We start from the raw sequence: 18,842 nt of genomic DNA, 5'->3' as shown, positions 1-18,842 counted from the left end.
GTACGCCTTAATTTGTCACACTTGTGATACAGCCATTAGAATTATTTCTATACACTCATTCTAGGATGTACATAAGGCAGAATGGCATGTGGGATAAATTTGTCGCTTTTTCTGAGGATAGTCGCCAAGTTATCGCGAAGTTGACCGCAGATATTGTAGTTGATGGCAACTTTGATTCGCGAGGGCTTGACGACGCTTTAACTTCTATCGGAGCTCAGGACTACTTTCTGATGGAAGGTGAAGTATTACGCTTTATCAACTTGGCAAAAGAGATGAAAAGCGAAGCGTATGTAGGTATTACGATTGCTGAAGTGAGAGATGCTTCTGTTGAAGTCGTGCTCTCCGACCATGATATGCTCGCGAGTATGGTCGTGACAGGCGCTCATAAAGGCGTGCCCCTTAAAGGGCCGCAAATTGTTCAAGCGCTAGCCCAGTCGCATGTGACCAAAGGTATCAATAAGCTTGCGCTGAAAAAAGTGCTGGTGATGAGTCACCAACTCAAACCGGGTGAAACCTTTTCTCAGCCTGTCGCTAAAGGCAAAAATCCTATTCAAGGTGTTGATGCCAAATTTGTCCCATTAGTGAAAGATCCTGCCAAGCAAGTGCTCGCACCGAAAGAATCCGCACCGGACGGTAAGGTCGATATGCTCAACCTTGGTGAAACCATCACCGTATCTGAAAATGATCCTCTGATGAAACGCGTACCGGCAACCAAAGGGACGCCTGGTCTTACAGTGCAAGGTAAGGTGATACCGCCGAAACCGGGTAATGACGCGATGCTCAAAGAGGGCAAAGGGACAAAAATCTCTCCAGATAATCCAAACCTATTAATTGCACAAGTCTCCGGTATGCCGATCATCAAAGAGCGCGGAGTCGATGTGGAAGATGCACTTTGTTTGCCGACCATTGGTGTTGCGACAGGCCATGTTAAGTTCAAAGGTAATGTGGTTGTTCTCGGAAATATTGAATCTGATATGATGGTTCGTGCCACGGGCTCATTGACGGTTGGCGGTTTTATCGAATCTGCCGATGTACAAGTGCAGGGTGATATTGAGGTCGCGAAAGGCATCATTGGACATAATGTGTCTGAAGACCAATCGAAAAGCTGTATTGTGAAATCGGGTGGTTCAATTACCGCCAACTATGCACAGTTTTCAGAGTTACAAGCGGCTAACGACATTCACCTCAGTGTCCATTGTTTGAATAATGAACTTCGTTGTGGCCATGATCTTGTGGTGGCTGATGCGGCTGAAAAGCAAGGGACGCTGAGTGGTGGTCATGCCAAAGTTGGCGGTAAGGTGACGTGCATTAATCTCGGTGTTGAAGGGGATACGGCAACCTACCTACATGCTTTTGCACGTTTCCAGATGTTCAAAGATCGACAAGCAAAACTCAAAGAGCAATACACACAAGCGCAAGAGCAAACTATGGATATTATTCGTCGAGAGCTCGAGTTTAAAAAGACACCAAAAGCTGAGCGTACTGAGGAACAAGAGCAAGCGTTAGAGGCGGATAAGCAGAAAGCCAACGCTCACCTAGAAAAAGTAAAACAAGCTCGCGACCACCACGAACAGGAGTTAGAGGTCGCGCTTGAAGAGTGTAACGTTGAAGTCAAGAGCAAAGTGTACACGCATGTGACGGTTCAATATGGTGAAGAAAAAGTGGTCACCAAGCGAGTACATGGCCCGAGTGTATTCAGCTTTAATCAATTTGAAATCAAATACTCATCGATGTTCGAAGATGAGGATCTAGAACAAGAAGTGTAATCACCTCACCGACGTTGACACGAAGTACACCCGCGACAGGCTGAGCGGGTGTGCTTATCGAGTCGCCCGCGCTGGATTTTACAATAAGCATTTTTAAGCGCTCGACGGCCAGAAAACCAATCATCAGGCTTTTCCAGAATTAAGTAGCCGTTAAAGCGCTTAATTAGCTCAGTGCGATACTCTGCAATAAACTTACTGTCGTAACCAATCTCAAAATAATCTAACGCCTGCTCAATGGACGTAAAGCTGGCGATCTTCTGTTGAATATTGGTTTGGCTCATTTCTGACTATACCGTGTGCTGCTGAAGTAACTTTCCAACGGCCGCTTTACTGGTTTTACTGATTTTTTGCATCAATGAGAATGAAGGCTGGTGGATACCTTGCTGCTGCATATCTTCAAGCATTAATAACCACAGTTTGGCGGTCATTTGTGAATCCGCTAAGGCGCGGTGAAATACGCCATCGTTATCGATGTTCATATAACGAACCAAATCGCCTAGTTTGTGGCTTGGAGCCTCTTGATTCAATCGACGTGAGACTAACAAAGAACAGGCGAATTCACCCTGATAGCTGCGATTAATGCGTTCGAATTCGGCATCGAGAAAGCGCTTATCAAAGGAAGCGTTGTGGGCAACCAGATTGTCATTGCCGATAAAGTCGTTGAAATCAGACATCACTTCCTCGCAGCTTGGAGCTCCGGCTAACATGTTGTTGGTGATCCCTGTATAGCCTTCAATAAATGAACTAACGCGAAAGCCAGGGTTCATCAGTTGTTGGAACGTATCGACCACTTCACCATCAATGAGTTTTACCGCACCAATTTCAATTGCGCGATCGCCCATATTAGGAGAAAGTCCGGTGGTCTCAAAGTCGAGGACAATAACTGAGTTTGCTGCCGCCATGAAGTATTCCTGAAAGATAAAAGGTGGTGTAGATAGATAAAAACGTCGCGCCCAAGTCGAGCGCGCGCAAGTTTATCATTGATTCGCAGCCAACGCCGCGATTATCCGTATTGACTCAATTTCCAGTCACTGAGTGCTTGAATGTGTTCCGGCCCAATGCCGCAGCAGCCACCTATGGTTGTCGCGCCTAATTGATGCCATTGTTGGCTGTAGGCTAGATAATCTTGAGGAGAAAGCTCTCGCATCGCTTGAATCGTGTCATTTGCTTCATGATCGCTACCAATCGGAGCAAAGTTGTTAGCATAAACACCAATTTCAACCTTAGCATTTAACTCGTCGATCACTTGCTTCGCTTCTCGTATTGCTTGAGCCATGACTTCAGGGACTGAGCAGTTGAAGTACACTCCATGACCACCAGACTCACAAACTCGTTTTGTTGCCTCTCGGACAGTTTGGCCTGAGCGGATCAACGCGGTATTGCTTGGCGTGTCTTGCAAAGAGAATGCGTAATAGCAGGTTTTCGGTGTTTGCGATAAAACCGATTGAATGACATCAAACTCTTCAATACTCGAGATGGTTTCTGCTAACCAAATATCGACGTAAGGATCTTGCGCCTCAAACAGGGTGCGGAAGATTTCTTCGCCTTCGACAGCATCAAACAAGTCTGGTCGATAGCTGCCAAACGCGGGTGGCAGCGCACCGGTGACCTTAACTGGTGTTGCTGTTTGAGCTACGGCATCTTGAGCGAGCATCGCTGCTTCTTTCGCTAGTCGAGCGCCATCAGATTCGTATCGCTCTTTGCCTAAATGGAAGGGGACACACGCGTAGCTATTAGCAATGATGATTTCTGCACCTGCGTGAATGAAATTTTTATGAGCAAGCGTCACGATCTGAGGGGATTCGATCAAGGCTTGAGCGCTCCAAAGAGGCTGTGAGAACGGCGCCCCCATGCGCTTTAGTTCTCGACCCATACCACCGTCGAGAATCGTCAATTTATTCATGTTTAAACTTCAAAGCGACAACAATTATGTTGATAGTTAACCATCTTGGAAAAGAGATCAAATGGTTCATTAATAGCCTAGTTCAAAACCCTCACCACAAGGTTAAATAAATGACGTTTAAGTTGAGTGCTAGCGACTATTTAGCGGTGTTTTCAGAGCGCTTTAAGATGGCAAATTGTTCGCATTGATTGAACTGAGCAAAGGCTTGAAGCTCTTTCTCAAGTGCTGATATAAAAGCGTCTGAGCGCTTTATCGAAGGCTCGGTCACTAGGTGCAGCACTTCCAATATTGAGCTGTGTTTATTGACTTTACAGTCTGCGCGAGCCACCAATTTACCATCCCATAGAATCGGCAAACAAAAGTAGCCAAACTGCCTTTTTGCCTGAGGTACATAACACTCAATCAAGTAATCAAAATCAAACACTGCACTGGCTCGTTTGCGTTGAATCACTAAGTTATCAAATGGAGAGAGGATCTTGGCTTGTTTACGGTTGAGGCGTTTGTCTAACAGGCTCAAGGCTTGGCTGGTGGCGTAGTAAGTGTCCCCATTAACATAAATAAGCTCGATCTGTTTGTTACTGGTTAGATTTTCCAACGCGTTGACGACATCTGATTTCACATCTTTTAGCTGATAAATCATTTCAGGCAAGCTGCCAAAACCATGCGCTTTAAGGTAGTTCATCACTAAGTGCTCGGCATGTTCCTCACGACTTGGCATTGAGGTATCAATATTGTCAGGCAGTACTCGAGTAGTCACATCGTAGACTTTATGGAAACCTCGTCGCTCAGCAATCATCAAATCTCCCTGCATGTAGAGATTCTCCAGCGCAACCTTGGTCGGTTTGCTGCCCCAGCCTTGAGTTTTGTTGGCTTTAGACTCGAAATCTTTGGCCATTAATGGCCCTTCCGCTTCAATGCGCGCAAAGACATTTTTCATTAACTCTCTATCTTTACAGTACCAATGGCGTTGCTGACCAGATTTGATCGCGGATTTTCTTGGCAAGCTATGGCGATAGTTGGACATTGGCAAATAGGCCGCGGCATGGGACCAATATTCGAAAACCTGTTTGTCTGCGACCAGTTGGTCTAGATGTTTGGGTTGGTAGCTGGGGTTGCGAGCCCAAAGCGTGTGGTGGTGTGCCCGCTGAACGACGGAAATGGTATCAATCTGCACATAGCCAAGCTGCTCAAATGTAGCGAGGGTTTTATCATAGCTGCTTCCTTTGCTGATGCCATTCGGAAGTTGCTGAGAAAACAGCGCCAGCTTTTGCGCTTGTGCCTGTGAGAGTGATGTCATCTTGAGGTTTATTTCCCTTGTTGTCGTCAGCCTTCATGGCCTAAGAATCCTAGAACAAACGGTTAACTATAGTGACTAGTTTCGCTTGTTTTATAGGGTTGCATGACTTCGGTTTATGCACAAGGGAGCGCGATCTCATTGCGGGTCACGTCGACGAGTCTTGCTAGAGACGAAAAGATAAAAATTTACCGTCAGTGAAATTTTTCTATTGATTAATCTATCTTTATAAATATTCCGAATGCATCGCGAAGTCGGCGCTGCATTTAGTGGTGTTTTATGGATGTAGCAGTGCTGCAATGATTTTGGTAGGTAGGATGATTGAGCTAGCAGAGACGATAAGAGAGTGGCTGTTTTACGGTGAAGCGTCTTTGCTGATGATGTTTATCGGCGTTATTTTACTTTCTTATCTACTCGAAGACCTTGCCATTATTTCTGCCGCAGCACTTGCGGTAGAGCAACTCATGCCCGCCAGTCTAGCTTTAGTCGCCATCTTTATTGGTATCAGTAGTGGTGACTTTGGTCTTTATCTCCTTGGTAAAGCAGCTCAGCGAATTCGTTTCCTTCGCTATCGACTGTTTCGCTACCAACGCGGGAGAAGAGTAAAGCGCCAGCTACGCCAAAACGCCTTTATGAGCCTGTTTATTATTCGCTTCATCCCTGGATTAAGAACACTTGGTTTTTCGCTGAGTGGGTTTCTTGATGTACCCAAGTGGCAGTTCTTTATTGCTGTGATTACCGCAACCTCACTTTGGACCGCGGTGATATTCGGTTCGTTTTTTCAGCTCGGAAGCAGTCAATGGATTGAGCAAAGCCAATACAGCTGGTTATTGATTCCAGTAGGGCTGTGTTTGATGTGGTTGGTGAATAAATTGATTACTAATACGTTGTTAAGGGGTACTTATGACGCAACTCGCTAACGTTGCAATGGTTCCAGCAGGAAGAGTCAATGCAGGGATGCCTGTATTAGATGAGCCTAAGCGAGTGATTTCACCGTTTGAATTTCTACCAGCTTGGTTTTTTTATACGCCTGTTGTCGCGCAAAGTGTTGCGTTAAGCTTGTTTCATCGTGATTGGGCGCTGCCCTTGATTGCAAACCCTGCAATCAAATTGAGCGGGATGGTGGGGGAGTCGAAACATGACATCTTTCATTCCGCAGGCGAACATACCAATCAGTGGATTTTGCCATTTGTAACTGTGACTAAGAGTGATCAAACCAATCAGTCACTGCGTGAGCTCGCCAAAGATAAGCTACAGGAAGCGAACTTACACTATCCGCTGGTGGCGAAGCCAGATCTAGGTTGCCGCGGGGTCGGGGTCAAGCTTATCCACTCTGACGAGCAGCTCGAAGACTATATCCAATCCTTTCCGCGTTCAGGGCGTTTTCTTCTCCAGAAAAAATCTCACTACAGCGCGGAAGCGGGGGTGTTTTATGTCAAGCAACCGGGAGAAGCGAGAGGTAAGGTCATTTCGATTACCTTGAAGTATGCACCGCGAGTGGTTGGTGATGGTACATCAACACTCAAAGAATTGATTGCTAACTGCCCACGCGCAGGAAAACTCCAGCACCTCTATTTACCCCGTCATACCGAGCATCTTGAGACCGTGATTCCCGCTAACGACGAATATCAATTGGCATTCGCAGGTAGCCACTCACGAGGCTCGATCTTCCGTGATGGCAACCAGTTCATTACTGAGCAACTGGAGCAGAAGCTAGATAAAGTGCTAGGCGATTTCGACGGCTTTAACTATGGCCGCCTAGACGTGAAGTTTGCCGATATTCAGTCACTCATGAGAGGAGAGAGCTTCGATATATTGGAGATCAATGGCGCGAGCAGTGAAGCCGCGCATATTTGGGATAGCGATACGCCTCTAAGCGATATTTTCTCGACCTTACTCAAGCAGTACCGCTTGCTTTACCAAATCGGCTCAAAGCATAAGCAGCAAGGGCACCAAACGCCAACTTTGGGGGCGTTATTGCAAGCTTGGCGCGAAGAGAAACTGCTGACTCAACTTTATCCGATGACCGACTAAGCCAACACCGGAGCCTACTATGAAAAATCCTCAGCTTTACGCTGCATCACAACCAGATAAGCGACCCGATCAAACGGTACTCGGGTGTATTGAAACGCTTAATCAAGGTTACCTATTTCTAGAAAGCCTTACCCAGGAAGACTACACCTATCTTGCACAACCCCATGTATCCAGTTCGATCGGCGAGCATTTTCGTCACTGGCTGGATCTGTTTTATGCCATCAAGCAGGAACCTCACCACATTGATTACAACCTGCGCCGACGAGGTCACGAAGTGGAGCGTAATCTTCATATCGCCAAGCAGGAAATTAAAGAGCTCTGCGAGTGGTTGTTCCATTTGCCTAATCGTATTTTGAGTCAATCTGTTGCGGTTGAAACCGAAGTGATGCTGTCTCAGACGCACAGCAAGGAAGTCTCTTCGACACTGGAGCGAGAGCTGACTTTTGCTGCTCTGCATGCCACTCATCACTTTGCGATGGCTAAAGTGGTCGCTTCACTGCGTGGTGTGACGTTAGACGCTCAGTTTGGCGTAGCGCCTGCGACTGCAACGTACCAGAGGGCGCAATAGGTATGTGTACATTATCTTGGCTTTACCACGGCAATAACCACTACGAGGTTTATTTTAATCGTGATGAGCAACGTTCGCGCATTCCAGCATTGGAACCGCAAAATATGATGATCGACGGAGTTCATTGTGTGATGCCGATTGATCCGGTTGGAGGGGGCAGTTGGATCTCAACCAATGAGCATGGTGTGACGGTTTGCTTACTCAACTACTATCAAGGTGAGACGCCAGAAGGGGCGTTGAACAGTCGTGGGTTGATCGTTAAACGCTTAGCCAGCAGCAGCTCTAGCCACAACTTAGATCTTCGCTTGATGGAGATGACGCTGGATCGCTTTGCCCCGTTTACCGTGGTCTCTTTTGATACTCGGCGTACGGCCAATGAAACCGTAGCGTGGACATGGGACGGTCATCGTTTGTCCCGCTCACGTGCTTGTGCACCTATGGTCTCTGCGGCGATGCATTTTGAGCAGGCTTCCCAATATCGCTTAAATTTGTTTAACGAACTGGTTGTCACGACGCCAAGCAATGATGTCGGCCGTCTGTTTCATCAAACTCATGACGCTTATTTCCCGCACCTTTCTCCGTTAATGGAGAGAGATGACGCTCGCACTGTAAGTTTTACCTCCGTCATCGTGTCCTCTACTAAGCAGGAGATGAGTTATCGCTCCGTGGATGATGATCGAACTATCGATTTTCAAGGTTATCAACGCTGGCTACGTTCACCTATTGCTGAACAAGGAGTATTTAAATGAACAAGTTATTGGTCCTAATTCTTTCTCTAATGAGTTTCTCTGTTTTTGCCGAAGATCCAATTTACACCGGTTTCTTTAGCAATAAAGCACTCGATGGTTATGACACCGTTGCTTATTTCACGGACGGTAAACCTGTCAAAGGGGACAAGCAGTGGCAAACCGAATATCAAGGTGCTGATTGGTATTTTGCTTCACAAGAAAATCTCAATAAATTCGAAGCCGATCCGCAAGCGTATGCCCCTCAATACGGTGGCTATTGTGCGTGGGCGGTTTCAGCTAAAAATGACTTTGCTCCAGCAGATCCAAATCAGTGGGCGATTGTCGATGGCAAGCTGTACCTGAATTACAACGCAGAAATCAAAGCGTGGTGGGATGACGATCGCAGCGGTCACATTACTCAGGGCGACCAAAACTGGCCAGCACTGCTTCAATAAATACTCGCAAGTAAGAGAGACGCATTATGATCACGAGTCCTTTTCGACTACCGCGTAAAACGCCCTTTGGATTAGGGGAATCCGTTGTTGAGTGGGCAACCGGCCTTGCCACGTTAGATGCGCTCTATCAGCAAGAAAAGCTGCCTGAAAATAGTATCGAATTTATGCATGAAGCACTCGCGCGTATCGGTACACAATACCGTGTCGATCATGGAAGTGTGGAAGATGTTCCCAGCCAAGGGCCAGTGCTTATTGTGGCTAATCACCCGTTTGGTGGGATTGAAGGGATCATTTTAGCGTCGCTTATTTCACAGGTGCGTGAAGATGTGAAGGTGCTTGCCAACGAACTGCTAAAACGTATCCCAGAGCTTGATGAGCTGTTTATTGGCGTCGATGTATTTGGCGGCGAGCAAGCAAAATCGACCAACCGCCGCGCAATAAAAGCAGCCAATCAACACTTGAAAGACGGTGGTGTATTGATTGTCTTTCCAGCGGGTGAAGTGTCGGCTTGGCAATCGAAAGAGCATAAGGTGACCGATAAAGAGTGGAGTAAATCGGTCGCTAAGTTTGTCCGTCATGCTGAAGCGACCACAGTTCCTATCTTCATCAACGGGATGAACAGTAAGCTTTTCTATCAAGCGGGGAAGATTCATCCACTATTAAGAACTGCAATGCTTGGTCGCGAGCTACTCAATAAATCGGGTCAAACCATTTCAGTGTCAGTGGGCCAGCCGATTCCTTACGGTGAGATAAAAGACTTTGCTACTGACGAAGATATTACCCGTTACTTTCGCCTCAATACGTACTTGATGAGTAGCTTTGAGGATGAGAAAACACAAGTGTTGTCGCAGAGCAATGGAGAGCCGATCATTGCCCCGGTTGATGTTGAATTGCTGGAGCGAGAACTCTCTGTGTTAGACCAGTTCCAGCTATTGCAGCAAGGCGATTTCGATGTCTATTGTGTGCCGACGGCTTATATCCCCAATATGATGCTAGAGATTGGTCGAGTGCGAGAGGAGAGCTTTCGCGAAGTTGGTGAAGGCAGCGGACAAGCGTGTGACATCGACAAGTTTGACTCTCACTACCAGCAGCTATTTGTCTGGAATAGAGCCAAGCGCGATTTAGTCGGGGCGTACCGCTTAGGGTTAGTCGATGAGCTGATCGAGAAGGGCGGTATTGAAGCTCTCTATTCGACCAGTCTGTTTAAGTATGACAAGAACTTCGTTGAGAGTTTAGGTCAGTCGATTGAGCTAGGGCGCTCTGTGGTGGCTCACCAGTATCAGCGCAATATGCATTCACTGTTACTGCTTTGGAAAGGCATTGCTGCTTTTGTGCAGCGCAACCCGAAATATACTCATCTATTTGGTCCGGTGAGCATCAGTAATGACTATAGCCCAGTTGCCAGACAGTTAATCGCATCGGTAATGTCTGTTCACTACTATGATGATGAGAAGGCCAAATTAGTTACGCCAACCACTCCGCTTGAAAAAAGTGGTCAGGAGTTTTGGCGCCCGGATATGTTGAGCTCACTATCTAAGTTACCACTACTGTCCAAAGTTCTGAGCCGCCTTGAACAAGGCATGGGGCTGCCTGTGCTGCTTCGCCAGTATCTAGGAATGAACGGTAAGTTAGTGTGCTTTAATGTTGACCCTGCATTTAACTATGCGCTAGATGGTCTTATCGTCGTGGATTTGACTAGCGTTCCTGCGCGTACGTTAGGTAAATATATGGGGCGACAAGAAGCGCAGGCATACTTAGAACATCATCAATAACCGGGTTTTTCTCTAAAGGATCATTATGCCGACGTCGTTGACGCTACCTATTGCCTTAATAGCTTTTGCTGCCAATTCTTTTTTCTGTCGGTTTGCGCTCTCAGAGCAGTCAATTGAGCCCGGTGCTTTTACCTTGATTCGCCTGTTATCCGGCGCGTTAACCTTAGTTATACTGATGAAGCTTAAAGGGGAGTTTCGCGCTAATTTCCTCTTGTCTGGTCGCAGTTGGCTTGCTGGTGGTGCTCTGTTTGGCTATGCCGTGGCATTTTCCTTCGCATACACCGAGCTATCCACCGGAACGGGCGCACTGATTTTATTTGGTGTTGTCCAGCTGACTTTGATTGCGGCTTATATCGTTTTAGGTCAAAGGTTAGGGCTGTGGGAATGGCTGGGGGTGCTGCTCTCTATTAGTGGTTTTGTCGTATTGATGTTGCCATCGGCTCAAACGCCGGATTGGGGTATGGCGTTGCTGATGGCCGTTTCTGGGCTATGTTGGGCTGGGTTTACTCTTGCAGGGCGATACAGTAGTGATGCACCTTCTGTATCGATTACCCAAGGCTTTTTCATTGCGAGTATTTTGGCACTCGTGACAAGCCCACTGTTGCTGACTTCGCAAGTGCCAGAGCTTTCGGGCGTGCTATGGGCAATGATGTCAGGCGTACTCGCTTCAGGATTTGGCTACATTCTTTGGTATCAGGTTTTGCAAAAGATTTCGGTACTGCAGGCGTCAGTTGCCCAACTTTCTGTGCCAGTCATTGCATTCGTTGCTGGTGGTATCGGGTTAGGAGAAGCCATCACTTCAACCTCGGTGATAGCTTCAATGTTAGTACTCGGAGGGATAGGTCTTATCTTCGTTATGAAGCGAGATTAAATCTGAATTAAGCTGAATCGCGCACAATGAGTTCGGGTGGAAGGAATAAGCTATAAGGCTGAGGATCTTCTTGCTTCAATTGGTTGATCAACCTATTAGCGGCTTGCCTTCCCATCTTTCGTGCATTGGAGTTGACAAAGGTGAGTGCTCAACTCGATTTAAATTGCTCACAAATAAAAATCCCCAAGTAGATTACTTGGGGATTTTTCGTTTAAAGGCGTAACCACAAACCCGTTGGTATACAGGTTAACAGCAGTCACCGTGTCTATTGTGCTCCGAATGAGGGGATGACGAGTCATGGTGATCGGAGAAAAGACTATGCGTGTGCCAATCCCAATTTTCTCCCCACCCATCTAGGGCATAGGCGCTACCTGCTGATAGTCCAAACAGGATCAGTAACGCGATCGCGAGTTTCTTCATTCTAGCCTCCTAGCTTTTGGTTTGTTCGCTCAAAAGCATTATGGGTGGTTAGAATAAATAACTTTCTTAACTTTACTCTTCTTTACAAAGTATAGTGATCCTGAGCCAGACAATGCTATTTGCGTAAGAAAGCTCTGACTTCCCAGTACAAGGTATGTTACTCGACGATGGTTACTTTCTCTATTTTTATGGCGTCTAGCGGTACATCATCATGGCGTTTTTTCGTGCCAGTCATCGCTTTACCGATGTTGTTGACTACTTCCATTCCTGCTGTCACTTTACCAAATACCGCGTAACCCCAACCGTTATTGGTTTTGGCGGTATGATCTAGAAAGTCATTGTCGTCTAAATTGATAAAGAACTGCGCAGTTGCAGAATGCGGTGCGTCGGTGCGAGCAAATGCAATGGTACCGGTTTTGTTCTTCAGTCCACGATTCGCTTCATTGGCGATAGGCGCGTGAGTCTCTTTCTCGGTCATATCTTCAGTATGGCCGCCACCTTGAATCATGAAGCCATCAATCACACGATGAAAAATAGTGCCTTCATAGAAGCCTTCCTGACCGTAGCGTAGAAAGTTTTTAGAGCTGACAGGGGCTTTTTCCATGTTTAGTTCAATTTCGATGTCGCCATAGGTGGTAGATAAGATAATCATGAGATTTGCTCTAGTGTATTCAATTTCGCTGATTGTAGCAGGTTTTACTTTGTAGAGAATGCGTTGACCTTAGATAAACTCTACCCTGCAAAGCCATCAGATCGAGAAAGCCCTGCGGGCAAGCAGGGCTTTAAAGGCAATGAATTGAAATTTAGTTACGCTATGTGAGTCATCTGATTGAGAGTGAATGACTCTACAGCGCCTTCAACTGCAGCAATATAATCTGCGATGTGAGCCGTTGCTAAGTGTGCCTCTAGCGCGGCTGGCGACGCCCAATTCTCATGGAAAACAAAATGAGCTGGGTCAGCGTTGTCTTGGTGCAGGTCGTAGTTAATGCAACCGTCTTCTGCACGCGTTTTATCTATCAGTTTGATCAGCTCAGCTTTGACCAATTCAACTTGGTCTTGTTTGGCAATGATATTGGCAATAATCGTAAGTTTGCTCATTTGTTTTTCTCGGCTTATTTGAATGGTGTGACTTACAGCGTAGTGACAACATCGTCCATCGCTAGACGTGCTTTAGGCAAGCCGTGGTTGTAGTCTTCGCCATCTTTGTGGTAGCCAATTGACAGTGCAAGCTCACATACGTGGCCTTCTAGCTCTTCAGAGAATGCTTTGCCGATAAGTTCGCCATCAACCCCTTCCATCGGCGTTGAATCAATGCCTAAACGCGCTAGCGTGTGCATTAGGTTACCTAGTGCGATGTAAGTTTGCGCTTTAGTCCAGTTACCGTTGAAGCCAGTTTCATCAGTATTCATTTCAGCAAATGCGTAAGCGCCCATGAAAGTGTCATACATGTCCGCAGGTAGGTGTCCTGATGTCACTTCTGCATCAACACGTTTAGCGAACTTCTCTTTAGTGAATTTTGGGTCGTAAGCGAATAGAACAGTATGAGACGCTTCTTTCGCATGCGGCTGGTTGAATTGGTGCATGTTAGCAAACGTGTCATGGAATTTTTGTTTTGCTTCATCGCTCTCTAAAACGATGAATTTCCATGGCTGAGAGTTGATTGAAGAAGCTGATAGGCGCAGTGCCTGTTTAATCACATCCATATCTTCAGCAGAGATGCGCTTTTCAGTGTCGTATTTTTTTGCTGTGTAACGAGTGTTTAAGTCTTTGATGATTGGGTGAGTCATGTTGATTCCTAACTATCTAAATTTGATGGATGACTAGGGTCCTATGTTCAGTTGTTCAATCGTCAGAGAACATATCCCGCTGGCTACGTGTTTGGTGCAGCTTGTGTCGATGGAGGTAATTTAATGACTTTTGTGGTGAGGAAACAGAGCGGAATACTCCAATCACTATGGAAGAAAATATCCATAATAAAATCAGAGAAGCAAGGGAGTGAGATATGAAAGTCTAGCGGAAGGGGGCCGCTAGACTGGGCGAGGGCGCGTACTCTACATAGGCACGACTAAAATGTCGACAGGCGACTTATCAACGAGGTGTTTTGAGTACGATGCGATTTTGCTCCAAAAGTCGTGGTGGTGGCCACAGATGAGTAGGTCAATATGATTGGTTTCTATCGTCTCTTGCAGTTTTTCCGCTAAATCTCCGGTACCAACCAGGATGTGTTTAATTGGTTGTTCACTATATGCTTCAAACTCTCGGATCTCTTTGATGGTTTGTTCACCGAGTGGGTGCTCATCGGTATCGAGTTGAATATCAACCAGTTCTGGGTAGATTTCCCCGTGGGTGCCGTCTATGTGCACAAAAGAGACGTAAGCGTTGGTAAGTTCGGCTAGATAGGATGCCCTATCTATGAGCATCTTACTTTCATCAGTGCGTTCAAGTGCAACCAGTATGTGCGTATATCTCATGATCGAGTCCTCATTGTCAGTACCTGTTATAACCTTAATCATTGAAAGGGCAAAAGGGTGTTAACTGGGTCGCGAATCCTTATAAGTTTTTCATTTATTCCTCTAATTTGTGGTTTGTTCAAAGTGTAGACAGTTTTGAGCGTACGAAGTGTTTAATGCTGTGCTACGCTTTTCATATAATAAAAAACATGGATGTTACCTATGGCTAGGGCTTCATTTGCGCGCAATGTCTCTGTCAGGCATAAGCTTTTTATACTGGTTGCAATGCCGGTATTGTTGCTATTGGTGTTTGTCGGCTGGCAAGTACACCTTCTGTCTGGTCAGATGGAAAGCCTTGAAAAATCGAAAAAATATGTGGATTTTTTGGCCAAAAGTAGTCAGTTATATCAAGCTGAAGAAGGCTCCTATCTTGTTATTCCAACCGCAGAATCTTTACAAACGCTATCGCCTTTTGTTTTCGGTGTTGAGCAAGAAACATCGGTAAATAATCTCATCTTTGAGTTGAAAGATGCTCGCTCCCAGCGCCGTAGAAATAGTGATGTATATGACGAATTAGATAATGAAGAGTGGCGTGCCGATGTTTATGAACAGCTGCTAATCAAACTTGAACGCGTGAGTTTCTCTGGAATGAAGCCAGAAGTTGCCCAGCATTTATCGGCGTTATTGCAACTAGAGTGGCTAATGTTTTGGTCATCAGAAGAGACTCGCATCACTAAGGGGCTGATCGATATATGGAATCAGTATGAGGAGTTTGATAGTGAGGTTCATGAACAAACTCTCGTTTTAGTACAAAACCAGCAGCTCTATTTAGAGCGCTTTGTGAACCTCAATGCTGATGAGGCGCAAGTCAGCATGATGCTGGAAGTATTCAGCGATAAGGCTTTTAGCCAGAGCCAAGAATTTCGGCAGCGTTTTGTAGACCAAAACTCTATCAGCACGTTGTCAGGAGAGGAACTTAGCCAGGGCTTGGTAGCGATGTCTGAACGACTCTCTTTATTGAAAAAAGTCGGCTCAACGATTGAGCTGCAACTAAGAACAGCCGTAGACAGTGCGATTGGTCAAGCTGAAAGGCAGCGAGTGATTTCGCTAGGGTTAGTTTCTCTGCTAACTATTTTAGTCATGGTCTTTGCGATTAAACTTGCGCAGCGCTTAACCGCGAACTTAAAGGCTGTATTAGAGTTTTTAAGTCATGATGATGCCACCTCATTACCGAGCTTAAGTCAGTCAGTTCAAGGTAATGATGAGTTAAATCGATTTGCTGTTGAAGTTGAACGATTGACGCTTGAAAGACAACAAGCTCAAGAGCGTTTAACGTTGGCAAAGGAAGATGCCGAGAAAGCCAAAGATGCAGCGATTTTAGCCTGCAAAGCTAAGAGTAGCTTTTTAGCCAATATGTCCCATGAGATTCGAACGCCCCTGAATGGCGTCATTGGTATTACAGAGGTGCTCTCAGATACCGATCTTAATCCGAGCCAAAAAGACTACGTAGATACGATTGAAACCTCTTCACAGCTTTTGCTTAGTCTGATCAATGATGTGCTCGATTTCTCGAAAATTGAATCAGGAATGTTGTTGGTAAGCCCACACTCCACTTGTGTTCGTGAGTCCATCTATGACATTGCTTCTATTGTCGCTCCTCAAGCAAAAGAGAAGGGCATCGATCTGCATGTGTCGATCAGTTCTGAAACGCCTTATCGCGTCATGGTGGATGACCACCGCTTAAGACAGGTTTTGATGAATTTTATGTCCAATGCGGTGAAGTTTACCAATAGCGGTGCGGTGTCGTTGCAGTTATCAAGTAAGCATGTAGGTGAAAACATCATTGAAATGACATTTGCAGTGCAAGACACCGGTGTCGGTATTGATGAGCAGCAACAGAAGAAAATTTTTGAGCCGTTTTCTCAGGAAGATGATTCTACGACCAGGCAGTTTGGTGGCACAGGGCTTGGGCTTGCCATCAGCACACAGCTTGTAGAGCTTATGGGCAGCCATATTGAACTGACTTCGAGCAAAGGAGAAGGCAGTCGATTCTACTTCAAACTGAATTTGCCGATTGATGTTTACCACTACCCAACCAAAGAGGACGACAAGGTTGATGCGCCAATTTCTGTGGTCTGTAAAGATGATGCGTTAGCCGAGCTACTGGAAAATGAACTGCGTTTTTATGGCTTAACGGTCGGGGAAAGGTTCTCTCACCTTAATGGCCTCGAGCGCCACTTCGGTCAACAAGCCAAACCAATTTTACTGGTCGCTGAGTGCGAAAAGAACGCCATATTTGTCAGCGAGACTCAGCTTCAGCAAGCTAAGAAGCAAGGATTCCAAGTCTGCTTAGTGCGCCACTTCCTCGCTAAACGCCACAATTTTGGGGACACCATTCGCTCATTAGTCACTAGACCATTGTTAGGACAAAGGCTGCTTAGAGGTGTTAAAGCATGTGACGTTATACCTAAACGTAGCTTCAAGTTCTCTGATTCCCTCAAGAGCTTACAGGGCCACAGAATTTTGATAGTGGAAGATAATCGAGTGAACCAAAAAGTGGCTTCTTTGCTATTGGCTAAGGCCGGTTATCAATTTGATATAGCAGATAATGGCCAGATTGCGCTTGAGAAATTCCAAAGTGACGAGCATTACGATTTGATTTTAATGGATTGCATGATGCCTGTTATGGATGGTTTTACTGCAACACGAGAAATTCGCCAGATCGAGACGGAATTTGGCTTAACCAAAACACCAATTATCGCATTGACGGCGAGTGTGCTTGACGATGACATACAGCGCTGTTTTGAATCAGGGATGGATGCCTATGTAGCTAAACCAGTGAAGAAGGAAAAACTACTACACGAAATAGCCAATGTAACTTGATGTCGCACAGTCATTGAAGAGGTGTTTCTAGCGTGTACTTCAGCCAAATCATAGTTGGTATATTGATTGTTGGGCTTAGCCTGCTTTCGTTACCCACTCATGCCAATCAAGATGTAGACAGTCTACCTATAGCGATTTTTTCGATAGACCCTGTTTTTTCAGAGTTGTCACAGTCGAAAGCGCGCAAATTATACCGAGGCAAAACCAAGCTTTTGGATGGAAAGCGAATTGAACTCGCGGATTGGCCTGAAAACAGTGCAGAGCGGTCCGTTTTCTATCAAGCGTTACTTGGCAAGAATGCCGCGCAAATGAATGCCCATTGGGCGAGCTTATCGTTTTCTGGCAAAGCAAGACCCCCTAAAGAGATAGCGAATGCCAATATTGAAGAACTTCTGGCTTGGATGTCTGAAAAGCCACATCGAATTGGCTACGCGCCACTTAACCAACTACCTGATAATTCCACCATTTTGTATGTGGTCAGAAGGGAGAAATAACGCATGAATAAGATGAAAATTCTAGCCTTGCTTAGCGTGCTCTCTTGGCCAGCGATGGGGGCGATAGAAGTAACGGATAATGTCTCGGTTAGTGGTTTCGGCTCGACTTCGTGGGCTAAGTCTGACAATCCTGAGTCGCTGATGGTGCATCGCAATGTTACAGATGAGAGCTGCTTCGATTGCGATACTATTTTTGGCCTGCAACTTGACTACTTCCGCAATACCTTCAAAGCATCTGTACAAGTCGTTAAACGTCCTCAAGATCATTGGAATGAACCACAGTTAGAATGGGCTTATTTGGGATATGGGTGGCAGGAGTTTGAATTTAAAGCGGGCCGTCTACGATTACCGCTATTTCTGGCCTCAGAATACTACTATGTCGGGCAAGCTTACACTTCGGCTCGCCCTGTATCTGAAGTGTATGACAGCGTGTTAGGTATCACGGCGTACAACGGATTTAGTGCGAGTTGGAACTACGAAATATCGGATGCATCGACCGCTTTGGTTACCCCATTTGTGGGTTTTAAAGATACCAATAAAATTGACTACAACCAGCAGACCGAGTTTGAATTTGAATCGAAATGGTTGTGGGGGCTTGACCTGAATCTATTTGGTGACGGATACCGTTGGCATTTTGCCTATGTTAGTGCGTATTACGATCAAACATTGACGCTCTACAATGTTGCTCAGAGTTTGCCGTTAGGAGGTTCTGTAACGATTCCTAAAGTCGTGTTGCAAACATACGATCAAAATATAGAGTTATGGTCTTTGGGGTTAGAGTACGAGTTTGGCCAATCTAAATTGAGAGCAGAAGGACAAATCAATGACCTATCGTCTTCATTCTATGTAACCGGTGAGCGTAACTTTGGTCGCATAACACCTTACATGACTTATGGTATCGAGCTTGACCAGAGTGAACATAAGGAAAGCGATAGTTATCTTATTGGCGCACGATATGACTTGCTGGATAACTTGTCATTGAATGCAGAATGGCAATACTTTGAAGTGTCGAAAAGCAATGGACCCTTTGTGACAGCCCCGATAGGGACGACACCTGACGATACTGATGCGCACTTATATACTTTGATGATTAACTTCGTCTTCTAGAGCGCTTTAGCCTATAAAAACGAGGAACAAGATACTGGAGCTTTGGCCCTCATTTGTTCCTCGTTTCAGATCTACAATCAGCAATAGATATCAATGC

The 18,842-nt window shown here is 45.8% G+C and carries 20 protein-coding genes and 1 pseudogene; 11 read left to right on the top strand and 10 right to left on the bottom strand.

Annotation, left to right across the window (positions count from 1 at the left end; all coding sequences use genetic code 11):
* The first annotated feature begins 86 nt into the window (after nt 1-86).
* Nucleotides 87-1,766, top strand: a complete 1,680-nt coding sequence (locus ACHUFZ_RS08155) for a DUF342 domain-containing protein (RefSeq protein ID WP_394126725.1) — start codon at nt 87-89, stop codon at nt 1,764-1,766.
* A gap of 5 nt (nt 1,767-1,771) precedes the next feature.
* On the opposite strand, the gene ACHUFZ_RS08150 is transcribed toward ACHUFZ_RS08155, so the two are convergent.
* From ACHUFZ_RS08150 to ACHUFZ_RS08135, 4 genes are all read right to left on the bottom strand, one after another.
* On the bottom strand, nt 1,772-2,047 hold the full coding sequence (locus tag ACHUFZ_RS08150; RefSeq protein WP_394126724.1) for a nitrogenase-stabilizing/protective protein NifW: 276 nt from the start codon (nt 2,045-2,047) through the stop codon (nt 1,772-1,774).
* Nucleotides 2,048-2,053: 6 nt separating this feature from the next.
* On the bottom strand, nt 2,054-2,668 hold the full coding sequence (locus ACHUFZ_RS08145; RefSeq protein WP_394126723.1) for a 3'-5' exonuclease: 615 nt from the start codon (nt 2,666-2,668) through the stop codon (nt 2,054-2,056).
* Nucleotides 2,669-2,769: 101 nt separating this feature from the next.
* Entirely contained in the window at nt 2,770-3,669 is a 900-nt protein-coding gene (locus ACHUFZ_RS08140; RefSeq protein ID WP_394126722.1) for a homocysteine S-methyltransferase family protein, read from the bottom strand.
* Between the two features lie 136 nt (nt 3,670-3,805).
* Nucleotides 3,806-4,966 carry a winged helix-turn-helix domain-containing protein gene (locus ACHUFZ_RS08135; RefSeq protein WP_394126721.1) on the bottom strand — a complete coding sequence of 387 codons (1,161 nt, stop codon included), beginning with the start codon at nt 4,964-4,966 and terminating at the stop codon, nt 3,806-3,808.
* A 314-nt stretch (nt 4,967-5,280) separates the two neighbouring features.
* On the opposite strand from ACHUFZ_RS08135, the gene ACHUFZ_RS08130 reads away from it, so the two are divergent.
* From ACHUFZ_RS08130 to ACHUFZ_RS08100, 7 genes are read left to right on the top strand one after another with little or no spacing between them, the layout of a single operon-like run.
* Nucleotides 5,281-5,883: a DedA family protein gene (locus ACHUFZ_RS08130; RefSeq protein ID WP_394126720.1), complete on the top strand. Its 603-nt coding sequence runs from the start codon at nt 5,281-5,283 to the stop codon at nt 5,881-5,883.
* Complete coding sequence (locus tag ACHUFZ_RS08125; protein WP_394126719.1) at nt 5,867-6,997, top strand: ATP-grasp domain-containing protein; 1,131 nt, start codon at nt 5,867-5,869, stop codon at nt 6,995-6,997. The genes ACHUFZ_RS08130 and ACHUFZ_RS08125 overlap by 17 nt, the downstream gene beginning before the upstream one ends.
* A 19-nt stretch (nt 6,998-7,016) precedes the next feature.
* On the top strand, nt 7,017-7,565 hold the full coding sequence (locus tag ACHUFZ_RS08120; RefSeq protein ID WP_394126718.1) for a hypothetical protein: 549 nt from the start codon (nt 7,017-7,019) through the stop codon (nt 7,563-7,565).
* A 2-nt stretch (nt 7,566-7,567) separates the two neighbouring features.
* Entirely contained in the window at nt 7,568-8,314 is a 747-nt protein-coding gene (locus ACHUFZ_RS08115; RefSeq protein WP_394126717.1) for an NRDE family protein, read from the top strand.
* Complete coding sequence (locus ACHUFZ_RS08110) at nt 8,311-8,748, top strand: YHS domain-containing (seleno)protein (RefSeq protein WP_394126716.1); 438 nt, start codon at nt 8,311-8,313, stop codon at nt 8,746-8,748. Before ACHUFZ_RS08115 ends, ACHUFZ_RS08110 begins: the two co-directional genes overlap by 4 nt.
* 26 nt (nt 8,749-8,774) lie before the next feature.
* Nucleotides 8,775-10,520, top strand: a complete 1,746-nt coding sequence (locus ACHUFZ_RS08105; protein WP_394126715.1) for a lysophospholipid acyltransferase family protein — start codon at nt 8,775-8,777, stop codon at nt 10,518-10,520.
* Between the two features lie 25 nt (nt 10,521-10,545).
* On the top strand, nt 10,546-11,391 hold the full coding sequence (locus ACHUFZ_RS08100) for a DMT family transporter (RefSeq protein ID WP_394126714.1): 846 nt from the start codon (nt 10,546-10,548) through the stop codon (nt 11,389-11,391).
* A gap of 7 nt (nt 11,392-11,398) precedes the next feature.
* Here ACHUFZ_RS08100 and ACHUFZ_RS08095 read toward each other — a convergent pair.
* From ACHUFZ_RS08095 to ACHUFZ_RS08070, 6 genes and pseudogenes are all read right to left on the bottom strand, one after another.
* Nucleotides 11,399-11,536: pseudogene (locus ACHUFZ_RS08095) on the bottom strand (substrate-binding domain-containing protein); the annotation flags it as partial.
* A gap of 101 nt (nt 11,537-11,637) precedes the next feature.
* Nucleotides 11,638-11,811, bottom strand: coding sequence for a hypothetical protein (locus ACHUFZ_RS08090; RefSeq protein WP_394126713.1), 174 nt, complete (start codon nt 11,809-11,811; stop codon nt 11,638-11,640).
* 157 nt (nt 11,812-11,968) lie between these two features.
* Entirely contained in the window at nt 11,969-12,463 is a 495-nt protein-coding gene (locus ACHUFZ_RS08085) for a peptidylprolyl isomerase (RefSeq protein WP_394126712.1), read from the bottom strand.
* A gap of 155 nt (nt 12,464-12,618) precedes the next feature.
* Nucleotides 12,619-12,909 (bottom strand): putative quinol monooxygenase, encoded by a 291-nt coding sequence (locus ACHUFZ_RS08080; RefSeq protein ID WP_394126711.1) that lies wholly within the window; start codon nt 12,907-12,909, stop codon nt 12,619-12,621.
* Between the two features lie 32 nt (nt 12,910-12,941).
* The gene (locus ACHUFZ_RS08075; protein WP_394126710.1) at nt 12,942-13,598 is read right to left on the bottom strand and encodes an NAD(P)H-dependent oxidoreductase; all 657 of its coding nucleotides are present in this window, start codon (nt 13,596-13,598) and stop codon (nt 12,942-12,944) included.
* A 264-nt stretch (nt 13,599-13,862) separates the two neighbouring features.
* Nucleotides 13,863-14,282, bottom strand: a complete 420-nt coding sequence (locus ACHUFZ_RS08070) for a universal stress protein (protein WP_394126709.1) — start codon at nt 14,280-14,282, stop codon at nt 13,863-13,865.
* Nucleotides 14,283-14,483: 201 nt separating this feature from the next.
* On the opposite strand from ACHUFZ_RS08070, the gene ACHUFZ_RS08065 reads away from it, so the two are divergent.
* The 3 genes from ACHUFZ_RS08065 to ACHUFZ_RS08055 are packed head-to-tail and all read left to right on the top strand — an operon-like array spanning nt 14,484 to nt 18,745.
* Nucleotides 14,484-17,144 carry a hybrid sensor histidine kinase/response regulator gene (locus tag ACHUFZ_RS08065; protein WP_394126708.1) on the top strand — a complete coding sequence of 887 codons (2,661 nt, stop codon included), beginning with the start codon at nt 14,484-14,486 and terminating at the stop codon, nt 17,142-17,144.
* Between the two features lie 32 nt (nt 17,145-17,176).
* On the top strand, nt 17,177-17,638 hold the full coding sequence (locus tag ACHUFZ_RS08060) for a hypothetical protein (protein WP_394126707.1): 462 nt from the start codon (nt 17,177-17,179) through the stop codon (nt 17,636-17,638).
* 3 nt (nt 17,639-17,641) lie between these two features.
* A complete protein-coding gene (locus tag ACHUFZ_RS08055) occupies nt 17,642-18,745 on the top strand; it encodes a sulfate ABC transporter permease (protein ID WP_394126706.1) in 1,104 nt (367 codons plus the stop codon).
* Nucleotides 18,746-18,842 lie beyond the last annotated feature (97 nt).

Origin of the sequence: Vibrio hepatarius (genome assembly GCF_043642085.1) — a bacterium.
Lineage (GTDB): Bacteria > Pseudomonadota > Gammaproteobacteria > Enterobacterales > Vibrionaceae > Vibrio > Vibrio hepatarius_C.
Note: the sequence above shows the minus strand (reverse complement) of the source record. Positions and strands in the feature narration are given on the sequence as shown.

Excerpts from the sequence above, each read along its gene's own strand:
- ACHUFZ_RS08090 (WP_394126713.1), bottom strand. The coding sequence starts at position 11,811 with ATGAAGAAACTCGCGATCGCGTTACTGATCCTGTTTGGACTATCAGCA.
- ACHUFZ_RS08105 (WP_394126715.1), top strand. The coding sequence starts at position 8,775 with ATGATCACGAGTCCTTTTCGACTACCGCGTAAAACGCCCTTTGGATTA.
- ACHUFZ_RS08150 (WP_394126724.1), bottom strand. The coding sequence starts at position 2,047 with ATGAGCCAAACCAATATTCAACAGAAGATCGCCAGCTTTACGTCCATT.
- ACHUFZ_RS08125 (WP_394126719.1), top strand. The coding sequence starts at position 5,867 with ATGACGCAACTCGCTAACGTTGCAATGGTTCCAGCAGGAAGAGTCAAT.
- ACHUFZ_RS08100 (WP_394126714.1), top strand. The coding sequence starts at position 10,546 with ATGCCGACGTCGTTGACGCTACCTATTGCCTTAATAGCTTTTGCTGCC.
- ACHUFZ_RS08065 (WP_394126708.1), top strand. The coding sequence starts at position 14,484 with ATGGCTAGGGCTTCATTTGCGCGCAATGTCTCTGTCAGGCATAAGCTT.
- ACHUFZ_RS08075 (WP_394126710.1), bottom strand. The coding sequence starts at position 13,598 with ATGACTCACCCAATCATCAAAGACTTAAACACTCGTTACACAGCAAAA.
- ACHUFZ_RS08115 (WP_394126717.1), top strand. The coding sequence starts at position 7,568 with ATGTGTACATTATCTTGGCTTTACCACGGCAATAACCACTACGAGGTT.
- ACHUFZ_RS08135 (WP_394126721.1), bottom strand. The coding sequence starts at position 4,966 with ATGACATCACTCTCACAGGCACAAGCGCAAAAGCTGGCGCTGTTTTCT.
- ACHUFZ_RS08145 (WP_394126723.1), bottom strand. The coding sequence starts at position 2,668 with ATGGCGGCAGCAAACTCAGTTATTGTCCTCGACTTTGAGACCACCGGA.
- ACHUFZ_RS08140 (WP_394126722.1), bottom strand. The coding sequence starts at position 3,669 with ATGAATAAATTGACGATTCTCGACGGTGGTATGGGTCGAGAACTAAAG.
- ACHUFZ_RS08085 (WP_394126712.1), bottom strand. The coding sequence starts at position 12,463 with ATGATTATCTTATCTACCACCTATGGCGACATCGAAATTGAACTAAAC.
- ACHUFZ_RS08120 (WP_394126718.1), top strand. The coding sequence starts at position 7,017 with ATGAAAAATCCTCAGCTTTACGCTGCATCACAACCAGATAAGCGACCC.
- ACHUFZ_RS08155 (WP_394126725.1), top strand. The coding sequence starts at position 87 with ATGTGGGATAAATTTGTCGCTTTTTCTGAGGATAGTCGCCAAGTTATC.
- ACHUFZ_RS08055 (WP_394126706.1), top strand. The coding sequence starts at position 17,642 with ATGAATAAGATGAAAATTCTAGCCTTGCTTAGCGTGCTCTCTTGGCCA.
- ACHUFZ_RS08070 (WP_394126709.1), bottom strand. The coding sequence starts at position 14,282 with ATGAGATATACGCACATACTGGTTGCACTTGAACGCACTGATGAAAGT.
- ACHUFZ_RS08080 (WP_394126711.1), bottom strand. The coding sequence starts at position 12,909 with ATGAGCAAACTTACGATTATTGCCAATATCATTGCCAAACAAGACCAA.
- ACHUFZ_RS08110 (WP_394126716.1), top strand. The coding sequence starts at position 8,311 with ATGAACAAGTTATTGGTCCTAATTCTTTCTCTAATGAGTTTCTCTGTT.
- ACHUFZ_RS08130 (WP_394126720.1), top strand. The coding sequence starts at position 5,281 with ATGATTGAGCTAGCAGAGACGATAAGAGAGTGGCTGTTTTACGGTGAA.